The following is a 16144-nucleotide window of genomic DNA, read 5'->3' as shown; positions in this document are numbered from 1 at the left end:
GCCACCCGAGCGACGGGCTTGCCGGTCTCCTTCACGATACGCACCGCCCCGGTCCGAAACTCCGGATCAAAGCGCCGCCGCGTGACTGCTGCCACGACCAAACCTCTCCCGGTTCGGTCTCCACGCTACGAGGGGAAGCGCAAAGGCTGAACAGGACGCATGTGACCTCTATGGGGAGGCCCAGGCCCAATGTGTCGATGACAAGGGCCTCAAACCCTGCACACCGAAATCTGACGGCTTCCGTAAGAAGTGCGGGCATACGGAGACCAAGGAATACTGCAACTTCTACATCGACGGGCCGACCGCAACACTCATCAAGAACATTCTTGCGCTGGTTGCAGGCGGGTTCGGTGGCTGTGCGGCGGTCGCTGGCACGATCGCCGTCGTCGCTGCGGTCCCCACCGCCGGGGTAGGCGCCATGATCGCCGGTACCGTCGCGGCGGCTTGCACCCTGTACGGCGCCGGGGCGGCCATCGTCTCGGCGGTCGTGGACTACCTCAACCAAGATGGCAAGGGATTCAAAATCGTGGTGGGCAGGTACTACAGTGGCGTGCCGTTCGGGTACGCGAAGTCCCGGTGAGAGAGGCGTGAGCCACTTATGAGAATGAGGGTGCTCGGGGCGTTACTGGCTCTGTTCTCGAGCCTGCTCATCATGCTGTCCAGCGTCCTGACCGTCATCGGAGACCCCGATACGTTGCTCCTGCGCCTGGTGCTGCTGGCGGTGGCGGTGGCGCTGTTCGCGGCCGGCGCGGTACTGTTCGTCGTCTACTTCCGGAGTCGCCGATGACGTCTCTGGGCCACTTGTCGTGCTCGTGGCCTGAGATGCCCAGCAGATTCCGGCCAGTCGGCTACATAAGGAACCGTAGGAAAATTACTAGGCGCTTTGATCTGGTGCGGCTGTGGTCTGAGCGAGGGATAAGAGATCCGTAAGCAAGACTGATTCGGTGTCGATGGATCCGATGCGCGTGTGGTGCTGGATCTGCAGGGGGCGGATCTCGTCGAGGGCGCGGTAGATCGTGCCGCGGCTGGTATCGATCAGGGCCGAGAAGGCCTTGACGTCGGGGCGTAGTCGTAGGTGGAGCACAGCGGCCAAGACGCGGAGGGACGTGCTGGACGGGGTGTCAATTTCGCACTCGTGCCAGTCGTCGTTGACGGCGGCCATGATCACCGGGTACGTCGTGGCCGGGTCGGTGAGGAACGCCGGTCCGGGCTGTACACCAGCTCCGAGCCGTCCAGGGCGACGGCCGCTCTGCCGACCTTGGCTTCCTCCAGGTCGCCGCTGGGGTCGGTGGCGATCGCGTCCAGCAGTGGCGCCGGCCGGATGTCGAGGAAGGTCTTGCCGTCCTTGCCCCTCAGCGTCGGCTGGCTATCGTCGTCCTCGCCGGACGAGATCCCCTTGGGCAGGTCAACGGGGGTGCGGAAGGTCGCCGGGCCGACTGGGCGTTCCGGATGACGATCTGCTGCCGGAACTCGGTCGGGGTGGCGGTGACGACCAGGTCAACGCCGTTGCCGTAGGCCGCGGGTAGGTTGCGGTGTTGCCCTTGAGGATCGGTTCGGGCAGCTTGCGGGAGGCGCCGACGTGGAAGGTGGTCTTGGCGTCCGTGGTTTGATCGCTGTTGTGTCGCCGCCGGCCGACAGCGTCAGGTGGGTCTGTCCAGTAATCTGCGACAGAGCCGAAAACCGTACAGTCCCGAGCGGTTCGCGGGGCGGGGGAGGTGATCGAAAACACTCTCCCCTGTCAAATCCCCTGTCACGCAAGATCAGGCCCGAAAGCTATGGAAGGCATTCAGCCTGGTAAAAGGATGGTAGGGCGGGTGGGACTTGAACCCACGACCCACGGATTATGAGTCCGATGCTCTGACCGGCTGAGCTACCGCCCCTGGATTCAGTTGTGTGGCTCGGGCGCACGGTTGAGCGGATCTTGCTGAGCCCGCGCATGGCTAAGGCTAGAGCATCGGGTCCGATCGTGGGCGCCTGGGCCGGTGGGAGAGGGGTCTCCGCGGACATCATTCCATGTTCGCCGGAGTGATGGGGCCGGTGGCGATCATCAGGGGGCGGGCGGGGGTTACGGTCGTGGCATGGGGACGGGTGTGAGGGTGGTCTATGAGACGCATGCCACCAATGTGCACAACGAGGCCGGGGTCGCGAGCGGGTGGCTGCCGGGGGAGTTGTCCGCGCGGGGGCGGGTGGAGGCGGGCGAGCTCGGGGCGCGGCGGCACGAGGTGGACGTGGTGTACGTGTCCGATCTGCGCAGGGCGTTGCAGACCGTGGAGATCGCGTTCGAGGGGGTCGAGAAGGAGGTCAGGGTGGATCGGCGGCTCCGGGAGTGCGGTTACGGGATGTACGACGGGCGACCCGCGGTGGAGCTGGCGGCAGTGCGGAGGCGGTACGTCGATGAGCCGTGGCCCGGCGGCGGGCAGAGCTACCGGGATGTGGTGGAGGGGACGCGGGAGTTCCTGAGGGAGGTGCGGGAGGAATGGGGCGGGGCGACGGTGCTGGTGGTGGCGCATTCCGCCAATCTGTGGGCGTTGCGGCATCTGGTGGAGGGCGTGGCGTTGGAGGAACTGGTCGATGCGCCGTTCGCGTGGCGGCCCGGATGGGAGTTCCAGGTGGGCCGGACAGAAGGGGATGGGTGGGGGGAACGGGGTCAGGGGGCGGTGCCGTAGGAGGGGTTGCGGGACAGCCAGTCGCGGTAGACCGGGCTGCGGCGGACGGCGTCCCGGTGGGCCTCCTTCGCCTGCAGGACCACCCACGCCGCGTCGGCCGCGGTGGGGTGGCGGCCGAGCAGTTGCCGCCAGCGTAGCGGCGCGCCGGCGAGCGGGACCATGACCAGGCCCTGCGCGGGCTGGTGGGTGGCCTGGCAGAGCACCACGGCGCGGCCCACCTGGGAGAGATGGGTGCAGGTCGGCACGTCGGTCTCGTAGATCGTGCCGGGGGTGAAGCCGGCCCGGGCGCAGGCCGTCGCGAAGCAGTCGGCGAAGCAGCCGTCGCCGGGTGTCACCGCCCATTGCTCGCCGGCCAGGTCGGCCAGCTCGACCTCCTTCTCCTTGGCGGCGGGGTGGGTCTCGGCGACGAGGCAGAAGACGGGGTCGAGGCTGATGGTGTCCCAGACGAGGGTGCCGGTGGGGGTGCCGGAGTCGCCGCAGGCGCCGGTGAGCAGGTAGTCGAGGCGGCCGAGCTCGACCATGCTGGCCAGCTCGTGGGTCGACCAGGACGTGTACGTGGTGACGGGCCGCTCGGCGGCCAGCCGGTCCACCAGGCCGCCGAGGATCGGCCCGTTGGTGGATCCGATGCGGTAACCCGGGCTGGGGGCGTGGGCGAACCGTACGGCTTCGTCCTGCAGCTCCTTCGCCGCGGGGAGGAGCACCCGTGCGCGGGCGAGCACCAGTTCGCCGAGCCTTGTGGGCCTGGCGCCGTGGCGGTCGCGCTCGAACAGGGCGCCGCCGAGCACCCTTTCGATGCGCTTGAGCTGGGCGGTGAGGGCCGGTTGTGCCAGCCCGAGCGTCGACGCGGCCTTGCTCACGCTTCCCGCGTCCGCGACCGCGCGGACGATTCTGAGGTGCCGGAGCTCGAGGTCCATAACGGGAAGGTAAAGCGGCGGCATCTTACACACAATCCCCAGATGTCAGAGATTGTGACAGATATTGTCGGGGAACTCCGGGGTAGAGGGAGACCCATGACGACGATGGGAATCGATCCGGCCCAGCTCAGCGACGACGACCTGGTACGCGAGCTGCGCCAGCTGCACTCCACCCGGAGCGACACCTTCTTCCACGGCTCCGACGACGCCCTGTCCCGGCACACCTCCCGCACCCAGGAGCTGGAGTCGGAGTACCTGCGCAGGTACCCGGACCGGGACGTGGACCCCGAACGGCTGCGGGAGGGGGCGAGGCAGCGCTCATGACCGAGGGCCACGACGTACAGGAGTTGTCCGACGTCGACATCCACGTGTACGAGGCCGTCGCCTCCCAGACGGTCGGAACGGGCGCGACCGGCCTGGACGCGCTGGCGCGCGCGTCCGACCTGGCGGAGGAGGAGCTGCGGGCCAGCCTGGCGAGGCTGGTCGAACACGGGTACGTCGTCCCCAGGGGCGATGACGGCTACGGGCTGGGGCCGCACACGTTCGAGGTCGAGTACTGACGCGCGCGTCCGAGATCGAGTACTGATGCGAGGTCCGGGCCCGGACCTGGGTCGGGTTCGGGTTCGGGCCTGGGTCGGGTTCGGGTTCGGGCCTGGGTCGGGTTCGGGTTCGGGCCGGGTGTGGACGGGCGGCTTTCGCGCCGGTCGGGATCGGTGTCCCGGCCGGCGCGAAAGCGTGTCGCCCGCAGTGTCGCCCACAATGTCGCCCGCAGTGTCGTCCGCAGGGGCGGCAGGGGATCAGATGCGTTTGACGCGGGCCCACACCACGAAGAGCCCGCCGAAGACGGCCATGGCCAGGCCGGTCCACAGGTTCACCGCCTCGCCCACCACGCCGGCCACGATCAGGATCACGCCGTACACCAGGAACAGCCCGCCGATCACCATCCGGATGTCGCTCACAGGATCACCCCGTACATCGCGGCGGCCAGTACGACCGCACCCACGCCCAGCACCACCGGCGAGCGGTACCACTTGCGGTCACCGGCCAGCGCGTCGTCCTCCAGGTCCACCGCGCTGAGCCCCCACACGAGCCCGCGCAGCTCCTCCACCGGCTTCTCCGTGGTGACCAGCGTGACCACCACGGACACCAGGATGTCCACGGCGAAGGCCGTGCCCGCGCCCCAGAAGCTGGCGTTCAGCTCGGTGCCGAAGTTCAGCACCCCGGCCTTGTAGAGCAGGTACGACGCGAACGCCGCCGCCGTCCCGCTCAGCAGCCCCCAGAAACCGGCCCACGGCGTCATCCGCCGCCAGAACAGGCCGAGGATGAACGTGGCGAACAGCGGCGCGTTGAAGAACGAGAACAGCGCCTGCAGGTAGTTCATGATGTTGGAGTAGCCGGCCGCGATGAAGGCCGTGCCGACGCCCAGCGCCACGCCCGCCACGGTCGCGATCCGGCCCACCCGCAGGTAGTGCCGGTCCTCCTGGCCGGGCCGGATGTGCGCGGCCCAGATGTCGTTGGCGAAGACGGTGTTGAAGCCGCTGATGTTGGCCGCCATGCCCGCCATGAACGAGGCCAGCAGCCCGGTCACCGCGACCCCGAGCACGCCGTTGGGCAGCAGGTCGCCCATGAGCAGCGGGATCGAGTAGTTGTACGCCTGCCCCTTGCCCAGGTCGCTGAAGAGCACCAGCGCGATCATGCCGGGCAGCACCGTCACCAGGGGGATGAAGATCTTCGGGAACGCGGCCACGATCGGCGTCAGCCGGGCCGCGTTGGTGTTCCTGGCCGACAGGGCCCGCTGGATCTCGGCGAAGTTCGTCGTCCAGTAGCCGAACGACAGCACGAAGCCGAGCCCGAACACGATGCCGATCCAGTGGGCCTGCATGGGGTTCTGGCCGGCGGTGTCCGTCCAGGTGTGCAGGCCGGGCTCGCCGAGCGGGCTCTGGCGGATCTTGTCGGCCAGGCCGCTGACGCCGCCCACCTTGATCAGGCCGAGGACGGTCAGCGGGATCAGCCCGGCCAGGATCACGAAGAACTGCAGCACCTCGTTGTAGATGGCCGAGGAGAGCCCGCCCAGGGTGATGTAGGCCAGCACGATCAGCGCCGACACCACCACCGAGACCGGCAGCGGCCAGCCGAGCAGCAGCTCCATCACCAGCGCCAGCGCGTAGAGGTTCACGCCGGCGATGAGGATCTGCGCCACCGCGAAGGTGAGCGCGTTGAGCAGCTGCGTCGCCCCGTTGAACCGCTTGCGCAGGAATTCGGGGACGCTGCGCACCTTCGAGCGGTAGTAGAAGGGCATCATGACGATGCCGAGGAACACCATGGCGGGGACCGCGCCGATCCAGTAGTAGTGCACGGTCATGGCGCCGTACTGGGCACCGTTCGCCGCCATTCCCAGGATCTCGATCGCGCCCAGGTTGGCCGAGACGAAGGCCAGGCCGGTGATCCACGCCGGCAGGCCACGTCCGGCCAGGAAGAAGTCCAGGCTGGAGCTGATCCGGTTGCGGGCGGCGATCCCGATGGCGAGCACGGTCGCGAAGTAGATCGCGATGAGCGCATAGTCGAGGAGGTTCACATCGAGCCGCACCTCCCACCGCTACCCCGGAAAAGCGCGGGATCACGTGGTGGACCGCCGGCGGTGACGCGACCTACTGTCAGGGGGTGGACGTCGCCGATCTGAGCCCCGCGCAGGCGCGGGAGCGCTTCCGCAGCGGCGAGCGGGTGCCCACGGCGGGCTGGTGCCGGGGCTGGACGCAGGCCAACCTCATTGCCGTGCCCGCGGAGCTGCGCTACGACCTGCTGCTGTTCGCCCACCACAATCCCCAGGCCTGCCCGGTGCTCGACGTGGGGGAGCCGGGCGCGTACGCCACCGCGCTGTTCGCCGGCGACCTGCGTACCGACCTGCCGGGCTACCGGCTCTACCGGGACGGCAAGCCGGTCGCCGACCTCGACCGGGTGACGGAGGAGTGGCGCGAGGACCTGGTCCCGTTCCTCATCGGCTGCAGCTTCACCTTCGAGCGGGCGCTGCTCGCGGCGGGGGTGCCGGTACGCCACCTGGAGCTGGGCACGAACGTGCCGATGTACGTCACGGACGTGCCCTGCAAGTCCTCCGGCAGCCTGTCGGGGCCGCTGGTGGTGTCGATGCGGCCGGTGCCCGAGGAGCTGGTGAGGACCGCCGTCGAGGTGAGCGGGCGCTACCCGCGGGTGCACGGCGCGCCGGTGCACGTGGGCGACCCCGCCGGGATCGGGATCGGCGACCTGGCACGGCCGGACTTCGGCGACGCGGTGGAGGTGCGCGCCGGGGAGGTGCCGATGTTCTGGGCGTGCGGGGTGACGCCGCAGGCGGCGATCATGGCCAGCGGCGTCGAGTACGCCATCGGGCACCTGCCGGGGCACATGGCGATCCTGGACGTCCGCGACGAGGACTACCGCATCCCCTGAGGGCCCGCGCGCGGCGACCGGGAGCGGGGGCCCGGCCGGCGCCGTCACCGGCGGCCCGCGACTGAGAGGACACCGCCATGGGGGACTGGGTCGACACCCTCGCCGCCTGGGCCTGGGCCCGCCACCACAACATCCTGAGCTGGTACGTCAGGCCCCTGTTCCTGCTGCCGTTCTGCTACTTCGCCTACCGGCGCGCCATCTGGGGCATCGTGCTCACGCTCGTCGCGCTGGTCACCAGCATGGCCTGGTTCCCGGCGCCGGAACGGCCGGACCCGGCGGTCCTGGAGTTCCTGAACGACGAGCGCGACTACCTGCTCGGCGAGTGGACGGCCGCCAAGGTGCTCATGGGGCTCCTCGTGCCACTGGTGTTCGTCGCCCTGGCCCTGGCGCTGTGGCGGCGCTCCTTCGTGTGGGCGCTGGTCGTGATCAACGCGGCCCTGCTGTTCAAGATCGGCTGGTCGTTCCGGTACTCCAGCGTGACGGGCGCCCTGGCGCTGCTCGTGCCCGCCCTGGTGGGGCTGGTCGTGGTGGACCTCGTGATCGTGGTCGTCCGGCGGCGGATCCTGGCGGCCCGCGGATCGGGGACGTGATCCGCCTCGGGGTCGCGGGAGGCCCGCGGATCGGGACGTGATCCGCCTCAGGGGCGCGGGAGGCCCGCGTCCGTGAGCTGGTCGCCGATCGGGCGGGCGCCGCGCCGGTTGTCGATCTCCAGGTGCGGCACGGCCGGCGGCTCGTCCACGCGGATGTCGCGCAGGAAACGGGCGAAGGCCGCCAGCTTGCCCGCGTCCCTGCCGTGGCCCCGGGCCGTGAGCCGCGCGTGCAGCGTCGGGCCGTCGGAGCGGACCCACAGCAGGCGCACCGGCTCGCCGCCCAGCTCCGCCACCCATCGCGCCCACCGCGCCGCGTCGTGCACCTGCGTGGTGAACGGGCCGTCGAGCAGCACCGGGCAGCCGTGGCCACGGATCTGGCGGGCCAGCCGGGTCAGGCCCTCGTACTCATGGCGCTTGACGTGCTCGTCGTACCAGGGGCCCTCGCGCTCGCCGTCGGGGCGGCCGTACGCGCGCAGGACCTCCGACACGAAAGCGCCGTAGACGGTGTCCTTGTCGAGCAGGGCGGGCACGGGCGACAGGCGGGCCAGCAGCTCGGCGGCCAGCGTGGACTTGCCCGCGCCCGGCGGCCCGCTGATCACCCACACCGTGCTCACGCCGATCAACCTACGGCATGCGCATCCGTCCGCGAATTACGTGAATCGGTGTACGTGAATCGGCGTACGCGGATCTGCGTACGCGGGTGCCTCGCCCGCGCGGACGACCCCGCCGGGCCGCGCCGGACAGACTCGGTGCCCATGCTGACCGTCTTCGCCAGGGCGTTCCGGGTTCCGGAGCTGCGCGGGAAACTGTTGTTCACGCTCGCGATCGTCGCGCTGTTCCGCACGGGGCAGATCCTGCCCGCGCCCGGGGTGGACGTGGTGGCGGTGCGCTCCTGCGCGGGATCGGCCTCCGGCGGGCTCTTCGACCTGGCGCAGATGATGAGCGGGGGCGCCATGTTGCAGCTGTCGGTGTTCGCGCTCGGCGTCATGCCGTACATCACCGCCAGCATCGTCCTGCAACTGCTCGTCGTGGTGGTGCCCCGGCTGGAGGCGCTCAGGAAGGAGGGGCAGCAGGGGCAGGCCAGGATCACCCAGTACACGCGGTACCTGACCGTCGCCCTGGCCCTGCTGAACGCCGGGACCGTCGTCGCGCTCGCCCGCACCGGGCAGCTGCTGCCCGGCTGTCCCCGCCCGCTGCTGCTGGCCGACGGGCCGCTGCCGGTGATCGTCATCGTGGCGACCCTGGTGGCCGGGGCCTGCGTGGTGATGTGGCTGGGCGAGCTGATCACCGACCGGGGGATCGGTAACGGGATGTCGCTGCTGATGTTCACGCAGGTCGTGGCCGTCTTCCCCGGGTACATGTCGAAGATCTTCGTGCTGACGCCGGCCGGGGCCGTGGTGATGGTCGTGTCCGGGTTGTTCCTGGTGGCGGCCGTGGTCTTCGTCGAGCAGGCGCAGCGGCGGATCCCGGTGCAGTACGCCAAGCGGCTGGTCGGGCGGCGGATGTACGGCGGGAGCGGCACCTACATCCCGTTCAAGGTCAACCAGGCGGGCATCGTGCCGGTCATCTTCACCTCGTCGCTGCTCTACCTGCCGACGCTGGTCGCGCCGCTGCTCGGCGGCCCGGCCGGGGCATGGGTGCAGCGCAACCTCGCCACCGGGACGCACCCGCTCTACATGACCGCGTACGTGCTGCTCATCGCCGCCTTCGCCTACTTCTACGTCTCGATCACCGTCAACCCGGCGGAGCTGGCCGACAACATCCGCCGCTACGGCGGGTTCGTGCCGGGGCTGCGTCCCGGACGGCCCACGGCCGCCCACCTGGCGTACGTGCTGTCCCGGCTGACCGCCCCCGGAGCCGCCTACCTGGCGGTGCTGGCGCTGCTGCCGCTGGTGGCCTTCGCGATCCTGCGGGACCCGGGCACCCAGCAGAACTTCCCGTTCGGCGGGACCAGCGTGCTGATCATGGTGGGGGTGGGGCTGGACACCGTCAAGCAGATCGAGGCCCAGCTCCAGCAGCGCAACTACGAAGGCTTCCTGCGGTAGCCCGCCCCGGTCACGAGGGGAGGGTCAGGCCCGCCCGCATCGCGAACACCACGAGCTGCGCCCGGTCGCGGGCCCGCAGCTTCACCATGGCGCGGCTGACGTGCGTGCGGACGGTGTCGGGGCTGATCGTCAGCTCCCTGGCGATCTCCTCGTTCGAGCGGCCGGTGGCCACCCACGCGGCCATCTCGCGCTCGCGCGGCGTGAGCGTGCCGATGCCCTCCACCGGCTCCGCGCCGTGCCGGCCGAACAGGCCGATGACCTTCCTGGTGATCGCCGGGGACAGCAGCGCCTCCCCGGCGGCGACCACCCGCACCGCGTTGACCAGCTCGTCGGGGGCGCTGTCCTTGAGCACGAAGCCGCTGGCGCCGGCCTGGAGGGCGGCGAAGACGTACTCGTCGACGGCGAACGTGGTCACCACCACGATCCTGGTGCCGCGCAGCTCCGGGTCCGCCGCCATCGCCCGCAGGGCGGCCAGGCCGTCCATTCCGGGCATGCGGATGTCGAGCAGCAGCACGTCCGGACGGGTGCGGCGCACCAGGATCAGCGCCGCCGCGCCGTCCACGGCCTCGCCCACGCACTCCATGCCGGGCTCCCGCTCCAGCAACGCCCGCAACCCCATCCGGACGACCGCCTGGTCGTCGGCGATCCCCACCCGGATCACCCGCTCCGGGGACGGCCGACCATCACCCGGCTGCGGGGGGACGGCCATGTCCGCCGGTTCCCCGGAGGCGGTCACGTCCGCGTCCGCCGGTTTCCCTGAGGCGGTCACGGCTGTGGTGGAGGGGGTGCGGCTCTCGTCAGGGGCGGGTGCGTTCGCGTCAGAGGGGGACGGGTCCTCCTCCGGGGTGGCGGTGCTCGCGCCGGGGGTGGTCATGACGGGGTGCGGGGGAAGCGGGCGATCACCTGGAAGCCGCCGCCGTCGCGGGGGCCGGCGGTGAGGCGGCCACCGGCCTCGGTGACGCGGGCGCGCAGGCCCGCCAGGCCACGGCCCTCCGGGGCGCCCGTGGCGCCGGTGCCGCGGTCGGCCACTTCCAGCACGTACGCGGCAGGGCCGTCGCTCACCCGGACCAGGGCGCGGGTCGGGCCGGCGTGGCGCAGGACGTTGGTGAGGGCCTCGCGGGTCACCCGGTGGACGGTGTCGCGGAGGTGGGCCGGGACGGGCAGCCCGGCGGGCTCCACGTCCACCGGCAGGCCCGCGGCGCGTACGCCGTCGATCAGGGCCCTCAGGTCGCCGCCGGGCGGGTCGATGCCGTCGAGGGCCGCGCGGAGGTGGGCCAGCGCCGCCGTGCTCGTCTCCCTGATCGCCAGCAGGGACGCCCGGGCCTGCTCGGGGTTGTCGTCGTCCAGGCTCACGAGTGCGAGCCCGGCCTGCATGGCGATCGCCGCCAGCCCGTGACCGGCCGCGTCGTGCACCTCCCCGGCGATCCTGGCCCTCTCGACGGCGACCGCCCGCTCGACGGTCGCCGCCTGGTCGGTGGTTGTCGTCCGGCCGGTGACTGTCGCCCGGTCGGTGGTCGCCCGGTCGGTGGTCGTGCAGCCAGGGGTCGTGCAGCCAGGGGTCGTGCGGTCAGGGGTCGTGCGGTCAGGGGTCGTGCGGTCCGTGGGCGCCGGTGGGCGGGGCGGGAGAAGGGGGGCGGGGACTGGCGGGCGGACGGTGCGGAGGTGAATGGCGGGTGCGGCGGGGATGCCCCAGGCGGGCTCCGCCACCGTGCCGCGACGGGCCGCCGTCGCCGGGCGGGCCGGCACCGCGGGCGGTGGCGGGGTGATCGCGGCGGGGATTTCGAGCTGGGGCGGCTCGGCGTCGGCGGCGGCCGCCGCGGCGGCGGCACGGGCCTGAGCGAGCCCGGAGAACGACCACGGGACGGCCAGCCAGCCCGCCCACGCCAGCATGACCACGACCGGGATGTCACCCACCCGCCGCAGCCGCGACAGAACGGTCAGCGGCCCACGCGACCGGCCATGCCCACGCCCGCGACCGCTTCCGGGCGGAGAACCGCCGTCGTGCCCGCGAAGACGCCCGCGACCACCGGTATGCCCGCGCTCACCGTCGTGCCCGCGCTCACCCTCATGGTCGCGAGGGCGCTCGTGCTCGGGCACGTCGCCGTGCTGGTGCACGTCTCCGTGCGTGTGCTGCGTGTCCATCCCCCACCGGCCAAGGCTCGCGTAGCCCCGATCCTAGCGAGTTTCAGCCCTCCCGCACGGTCGGCTCCCGCCGGGTCAGGCGGAGCCGGAGGTCAGCCACCGCAGCGGGTTGTCGTGGGTGAGGAGGCGGATCGTGTCCTCGCCGGTGCCGGCCTCGCGCAGACGGGGGAGCAGGGCGTGGAACAGGTGGGCGTACCCGCGGCCCTCGTACCTGCGGAGCTGCGCGACCCGGCTGAGGCCCGTGCTGACCAGCAGGCGCTCGGCGTGGCCGTCCTCGATGAGGGCGAGGGCGATCCTGGCGGCCTGGTCGGCGCCGAGCCCGAGGGCGCCGAGGCTCACGTACGCGCCCGCCTCGGCGATCTTGCGGGCGGCGCCCAGGTCCGTGCCCGCGTAGCCGACGGCCACCCGCGCGGCCGGCAGGTCGTGGCCGAGCAGGATCTCCAGCAGCGCCAGGGCGTCGCGGCCGTGCGTGGCGACGGGCAGGCGGGACTGCAGCGCGGCGCGGGCGGCGGCGATCAGGCAGCGCTCCTCGCGCGGCGTCGGCTCGGGGCCCCAGGAGCCGACCTCGCCGATGACGCCGGGGAAGACGCCGGTGCCGTCCACGCCGCTGGAGATCTCGTCCATCAGCCGCCGGGTGAGCTCGTCCACGCCCTCGTCGCGCACGTCCGCGAACGGCTCGGCGAACAGCCCGGTCGAGGCGATCACCGGCACCCGGCTGCCCGCGGCGACGCGGGCCAGGGCGGCGGCGTCGCGGCCCATGCCCATGCAGGTCAGGTCCACCACGAGGCCGAGGTCGTCGGACTGGCGCAGCTCGCGCAGCTCGGCGGTGACGGCCGGCTCCTCGTCGAGCCAGCGGTGGGGGTCGGAGTCGATGCCCACCGCCCAGCGCATGTCGGTACGCAGGTGCTCGTGGGGGAGTACGGCACCGGTGACGGCGGCGGCGCGTACGGGACCGGTGACGGTACGAAGCAGAACCTCGGGCATAGCAGACATTAACCGATATTTGCTGGAAGGAGCCGGTCTCTCAGCCATTCCGGCCGGAAATTTTACGGTTTGAGTGGTTTGGTGGTCTGCTAGTCGATTGCAAGTGATTCAGCAGCCGGGCCCGTATCCTGGGAAGCACACCGACTGCCGGAGGGAAATGTGACGATCCGGAGCTCCGACACCGGCGAAGCCGACATGATCAAGCGAGAGGCCGCCGGCCGTTCGGACATGCCCGGCCGCCGCGGCGGCCTCCAAGGCCGGCTGGACGGCATCAGAGCCACCCGCACGGGCGCGCTGACCCTGAAGATCGTGATCGGCGTGATCGGGACCGTCATGGTCGTGGGCGGGCTCATCATGGTGCCCTTCCCGGGCCCGGGCTGGCTCGTGGTCTTCGCGGGGCTCGCGGTGCTGGCCACGGAGTTCCACTGGGCGCACAGGGTGCTGGAGTTCGGCAAGCGCACGCTGCACGCCTGGACACAGTGGTACAAACGGCAGGGCTGGACCGTCCGCATCCTCGTGCTGGTCGTCACCGTGGCCGCAGCCGCCGCGATCGTCTACCTCGGGCTGCGCACGGTCGGCATCGACGTGGTCGAGCTGGCCCGGGGCTTCGTCCAGTAACAGCCCGTCCAGTAACAGCCCGTCCAGCAACGGGCGTCCGGGGGTCGCTCAGAGGTAGAGGCCGGTGCCGTGGTCGGTCTCCTGGGTGGCCACGGCGTGCAGGTCGCGCTCGCGCATCACCAGGTAGACCTGGGCCTGCACCTCCACCTCGAACTGGTCCTCGGGGTTGAACAGCACCTTGTCGCCGACCTTGACCGCGCGCACGTTCGTCCCCACGCCGCACACCTCGCCCCAGGCCAGCCGGTTGGCCATCTTGACCGTCGCGGGGATGACGATGCCGGAGCCGCTGCGCCGCTCCTCGACCTCCGGCTCCAGCTTGATCATGACCCGGTCGTGCAGCATCTGAATCTCGAACTTGGCCTGTTCCACGGCTCAAGTCTACGAGCAGTGGCCACCTCCGTTTTCCGGCCCGCCTCCGTTTCCCGGCCCGCCTCCACTTTCACCACCGCCTCCGCTTTCCCACCGCCTCCGCTGTCACGGCAGTCGCAGCTCGGCGAAGACCGGCCGGTGGTCGGTGTGGCGCAGCGAGAGCACCCGGAAGTCCCGCACCGCCGTCCCGCCGCCGGCCAGCACGTGGTCGATCGCGACGCCGGGGAAGCGCTGCGTGGAGCCCTCCTGCGGCCAGGTCGCGGCCAATCCCCGGCCCATGACGTCGGCCGCGTCCACGTAGCCGGCGGTCAGCAGCGCGCGCACCGGCAGGTGGTCGAGCGTGGCGTTGAAGTCGCCCGCCAGCACCCGCGGCGTGGCGCCGCCGCGCGGCAGCGCGTCCAAGCCGGCCTGCCAGCACGTCTGGCGGGCCGGCCGCTTGGGCGCGCACGGGTGCACCGAGACGATCTCCACCCGGGCGCCGCCGGGATGCCACAGCCAGGCCCTCGCCTGGCGGAACCCGCCGTACTGGATGGTCGCGCCGGCGGTGAGGGGGTGCCGGGCGTAGACGGCCGAGCCGCCGACGCCCTCGCGCGCCCGGCTCACCGCGTACGGCAGTTCCTCGCGCACCCCCGCCGCCTCCAGCCGCCGCATCGCGCCGGGCGTGAACTCCTGGAGGGTCAGCACGTCCGGACGCCACCGCCGGACCAGGCCCATCAGCTCCGCCGTGTCGGCCCGCCCCATGAGCAGGTTGACGGCCAGCACCCGCAGCGCGGGACCCTCGGCGCGGGGGCCGCCGTCGGCGAGCGTCCTGGGCAGCACCGCCGCCGCCAGCACCACCACCGCCCAGAACGCGGCCCCGCCCGCCGCGACGCGCCGCAGCGCCAGCGCCAGCACCCCGCCCAGCGCCGCCGCCCCCGCCGCGTACGGCGTGTACGCCACCACCGGCACCCACGGCCACCCCGGCTCGAACCCGCTCACCCGCACCGCCGCCCACAGGACGAAGGGCGTCACCGCGGTCCAGCTCATCCATGTCCGCACACTCCCGTATCACCATCAGTCCCCCGAAGCGTTCACGCCCCATAAGGTGTGCTCCATGCACGACGTGGAAGCCAGGGTCCTCGACGCCATCGACGAGGCCGAGACCGTCCGCCTGCTCGCCGAGACCGTGCGGGTCCCCAGCGTCACCGGCACCGACGCCGAGTCCGAGCTGCAGCACCGCTTCGCCCGCCTGCTCGGCGAGGCCGGCATGGACGTGGACGTCTGGAAGCTCGACCTGCCCGCCCTGACCGCCAGCCCCGGCTTCCCCGGCACCGAGGCGCCGCGCGCCGAGGGCTACGGCGTCGCCGCCGTGACCGGGGGCGAGGGCCCGCCCGCGCTCGCGCTCCAGGGCCACGTGGACGTCGTCCCCACCGGCGACCTGGCCAAGTGGGCGGGCAGCGACCCGTTCTCCGCCCGCGTCGAGGGCGACGTGCTCTACGGCAGGGGTGCCTGCGACATGAAGGCCGGCCTGGTCGCCAACCTGGCCGTGGCCCGGGCGATCCACCGCGCCGGGGTGCGGCTGGCCAGGCCGCTCGCGGTGCACTGCGTGATCAGCGAGGAGGACGGCGGGCTGGGCGCGTTCGCCACCCTGGCCAGGGGGCACACCGCCGAGGCCGCGGTCATCACCGAGCCGACCAGCGGCGCGGTCATCACGGCGAACGCGGGCGCGCTGACGTTCCGGCTGGAGATCGCCGGGCGGGCCGCGCACGGCGCCACCCGGTACGAGGGCGTGAACGCGGTCGAGGTGTTCTGGCCGGTGTTCGAGGCGATCAGGCGGCTGGAGGCCGAGCGCAACCGGGACGTGCCCGCCCTGTTCGCCGGCAACCCGGTCCCGTACCCGATCGAGATCGGCGTCGTGCGGGCCGGCGACTGGGCCAGCACGGTGCCCGACCTGCTGGTCGCCGAGGGGCGGCTCGGCGTGCGGCTGGAGGAGGACCCGGCGGCGGCGCGGGCGGCGTTCGAGGAGGCGGTCGCGGGGGTCGCGCACCCGTGGCTGCGCGACAACCCGCCCGTGGTGACGTGGCCGGGCGGCCAGTTCGCCAGCGGCCGGCTGCCCGCCGGGCACGGGCTGCTCGGCGAGGTCGCCGCGGCGGTCGCCGACGCCACCGGCGCGCGCCCGGCCGAGTCGGCCGCCCCGTACGGCAGCGACCTGCGCCTGTACGCCGGCGCCGGCATCCCCACCCTGCACTACGGCCCCGGGGACGTCCGGTACGCGCACGCGCCCAGGGAGCAGGTGGACCTCGGCGAGCTGCGCGCGGTCACGCGGGCCCTGGCGCTGCTCGCGGTGCGCCGCTGCGGAGCCCGCTGAGCAGCGCGGGGCAGCGATCGGCGCGGGC

General features: G+C 72.0%; 20 protein-coding genes and 1 tRNA gene. 10 read left to right on the top strand and 11 right to left on the bottom strand.

The genetic code is table 11. The annotated features are described in order from the left end of the window. Positions 1–418 precede the first annotated feature (418 nt). Both AB0H75_RS11410 and AB0H75_RS11405 read left to right on the top strand, forming a co-directional pair. Complete coding sequence (locus AB0H75_RS11410; RefSeq protein ID WP_367794177.1) at positions 419–580, top strand: hypothetical protein; 162 nt, start codon at positions 419–421, stop codon at positions 578–580. Between the two features lie 72 nt (positions 581–652). Next, on the top strand, positions 653–787 hold the full coding sequence (locus AB0H75_RS11405; RefSeq protein ID WP_367794174.1) for a hypothetical protein: 135 nt from the start codon (positions 653–655) through the stop codon (positions 785–787). An 87-nt stretch (positions 788–874) separates the two neighbouring features. Here AB0H75_RS11405 and AB0H75_RS11400 read toward each other — a convergent pair whose 3' ends face one another. Together AB0H75_RS11400 and AB0H75_RS11395 are read right to left on the bottom strand one after the other, a co-directional pair. Further along, positions 875–1162, bottom strand: a complete 288-nt coding sequence (locus tag AB0H75_RS11400) for a hypothetical protein (protein WP_367794171.1) — start codon at positions 1160–1162, stop codon at positions 875–877. A gap of 641 nt (positions 1163–1803) precedes the next feature. Further along, a tRNA-Ile gene (locus tag AB0H75_RS11395) sits at positions 1804–1880 on the bottom strand. 210 nt (positions 1881–2090) lie between these two features. Here AB0H75_RS11395 and AB0H75_RS11390 point away from each other — a divergent pair. Beyond that, positions 2091–2666 (top strand): histidine phosphatase family protein, encoded by a 576-nt coding sequence (locus AB0H75_RS11390; protein WP_367794168.1) that lies wholly within the window; start codon positions 2091–2093, stop codon positions 2664–2666. Here the strand turns inward: AB0H75_RS11390 and AB0H75_RS11385 are convergent. Then, on the bottom strand, positions 2648–3580 hold the full coding sequence (locus tag AB0H75_RS11385) for a LysR family transcriptional regulator (protein WP_367794165.1): 933 nt from the start codon (positions 3578–3580) through the stop codon (positions 2648–2650). The two genes, AB0H75_RS11390 and AB0H75_RS11385, sit on opposite strands and share 19 nt — an antisense overlap. 96 nt (positions 3581–3676) lie before the next feature. On the opposite strand from AB0H75_RS11385, the gene AB0H75_RS11380 reads away from it, so the two are divergent. Then, entirely contained in the window at positions 3677–3904 is a 228-nt protein-coding gene (locus tag AB0H75_RS11380) for a DUF6158 family protein (protein WP_367794162.1), read from the top strand. Continuing rightward, positions 3901–4140, top strand: coding sequence for a hypothetical protein (locus tag AB0H75_RS11375; protein WP_367794159.1), 240 nt, complete (start codon positions 3901–3903; stop codon positions 4138–4140). Before AB0H75_RS11380 ends, AB0H75_RS11375 begins: the two co-directional genes overlap by 4 nt. A gap of 237 nt (positions 4141–4377) precedes the next feature. Here the strand turns inward: AB0H75_RS11375 and AB0H75_RS11370 are convergent, their stop codons facing one another. Further along, complete coding sequence (locus AB0H75_RS11370) at positions 4378–4539, bottom strand: hypothetical protein (protein ID WP_367794156.1); 162 nt, start codon at positions 4537–4539, stop codon at positions 4378–4380. Further along, on the bottom strand, positions 4536–6167 hold the full coding sequence (locus AB0H75_RS11365; RefSeq protein ID WP_367794153.1) for a sodium:solute symporter family protein: 1632 nt from the start codon (positions 6165–6167) through the stop codon (positions 4536–4538). The genes AB0H75_RS11370 and AB0H75_RS11365 overlap by 4 nt, the downstream gene beginning before the upstream one ends. Before the next feature lie 74 nt (positions 6168–6241). Here AB0H75_RS11365 and AB0H75_RS11360 point away from each other — a divergent pair, with 74 nt between their 5' ends. Both AB0H75_RS11360 and AB0H75_RS11355 read left to right on the top strand, forming a co-directional pair. Then, the gene (locus tag AB0H75_RS11360; RefSeq protein ID WP_367794150.1) at positions 6242–7021 is read left to right on the top strand and encodes a putative hydro-lyase; all 780 of its coding nucleotides are present in this window, start codon (positions 6242–6244) and stop codon (positions 7019–7021) included. Positions 7022–7098: 77 nt separating this feature from the next. Further along, a complete protein-coding gene (locus AB0H75_RS11355; protein WP_367794147.1) occupies positions 7099–7611 on the top strand; it encodes a hypothetical protein in 513 nt (170 codons plus the stop codon). 47 nt (positions 7612–7658) lie between these two features. Here the strand turns inward: AB0H75_RS11355 and AB0H75_RS11350 are convergent, their stop codons facing one another. Further along, entirely contained in the window at positions 7659–8225 is a 567-nt protein-coding gene (locus tag AB0H75_RS11350; RefSeq protein WP_367794144.1) for an AAA family ATPase, read from the bottom strand. A 141-nt stretch (positions 8226–8366) separates the two neighbouring features. Between AB0H75_RS11350 and secY the strand changes: the two genes are divergently transcribed. Beyond that, positions 8367–9656: a preprotein translocase subunit SecY gene (secY, locus tag AB0H75_RS11345; protein WP_367794141.1), complete on the top strand. Its 1290-nt coding sequence runs from the start codon at positions 8367–8369 to the stop codon at positions 9654–9656. Between the two features lie 10 nt (positions 9657–9666). Here the strand turns inward: secY and AB0H75_RS11340 are convergent, their stop codons facing one another. The 3 genes from AB0H75_RS11340 to AB0H75_RS11330 all read right to left on the bottom strand — a co-directional run bounded on the left by AB0H75_RS11340 (position 9667) and on the right by AB0H75_RS11330 (position 12782). Then, a complete protein-coding gene (locus AB0H75_RS11340; protein WP_367794246.1) occupies positions 9667–10365 on the bottom strand; it encodes a response regulator in 699 nt (232 codons plus the stop codon). Positions 10366–10526: 161 nt separating this feature from the next. Then, entirely contained in the window at positions 10527–11570 is a 1044-nt protein-coding gene (locus tag AB0H75_RS11335) for a sensor histidine kinase (protein WP_367794138.1), read from the bottom strand. 303 nt (positions 11571–11873) lie between these two features. Continuing rightward, a complete protein-coding gene (locus tag AB0H75_RS11330) occupies positions 11874–12782 on the bottom strand; it encodes a phosphotriesterase (RefSeq protein ID WP_367794135.1) in 909 nt (302 codons plus the stop codon). A 195-nt stretch (positions 12783–12977) separates the two neighbouring features. Between AB0H75_RS11330 and AB0H75_RS11325 the strand changes: the two genes are divergently transcribed. Then, positions 12978–13400: a TIGR02611 family protein gene (locus AB0H75_RS11325; RefSeq protein ID WP_367794132.1), complete on the top strand. Its 423-nt coding sequence runs from the start codon at positions 12978–12980 to the stop codon at positions 13398–13400. Positions 13401–13448: 48 nt separating this feature from the next. Here the strand turns inward: AB0H75_RS11325 and AB0H75_RS11320 are convergent, their stop codons facing one another. Next, the gene (locus AB0H75_RS11320; RefSeq protein ID WP_367794129.1) at positions 13449–13769 is read right to left on the bottom strand and encodes a co-chaperone GroES; all 321 of its coding nucleotides are present in this window, start codon (positions 13767–13769) and stop codon (positions 13449–13451) included. A gap of 105 nt (positions 13770–13874) precedes the next feature. Beyond that, positions 13875–14795: an endonuclease/exonuclease/phosphatase family protein gene (locus AB0H75_RS11315; RefSeq protein ID WP_367794126.1), complete on the bottom strand. Its 921-nt coding sequence runs from the start codon at positions 14793–14795 to the stop codon at positions 13875–13877. 67 nt (positions 14796–14862) lie between these two features. Between AB0H75_RS11315 and AB0H75_RS11310 the strand changes: the two genes are divergently transcribed. Beyond that, on the top strand, positions 14863–16116 hold the full coding sequence (locus AB0H75_RS11310; RefSeq protein WP_367794124.1) for an ArgE/DapE family deacylase: 1254 nt from the start codon (positions 14863–14865) through the stop codon (positions 16114–16116). Positions 16117–16144 lie beyond the last annotated feature (28 nt).

The organism is Nonomuraea sp. NPDC050783 (assembly GCF_040802095.1).
GTDB lineage: Bacteria > Actinomycetota > Actinomycetes > Streptosporangiales > Streptosporangiaceae > Nonomuraea.
Note: the sequence above shows the minus strand (reverse complement) of the source record. Positions and strands in the feature narration are given on the sequence as shown.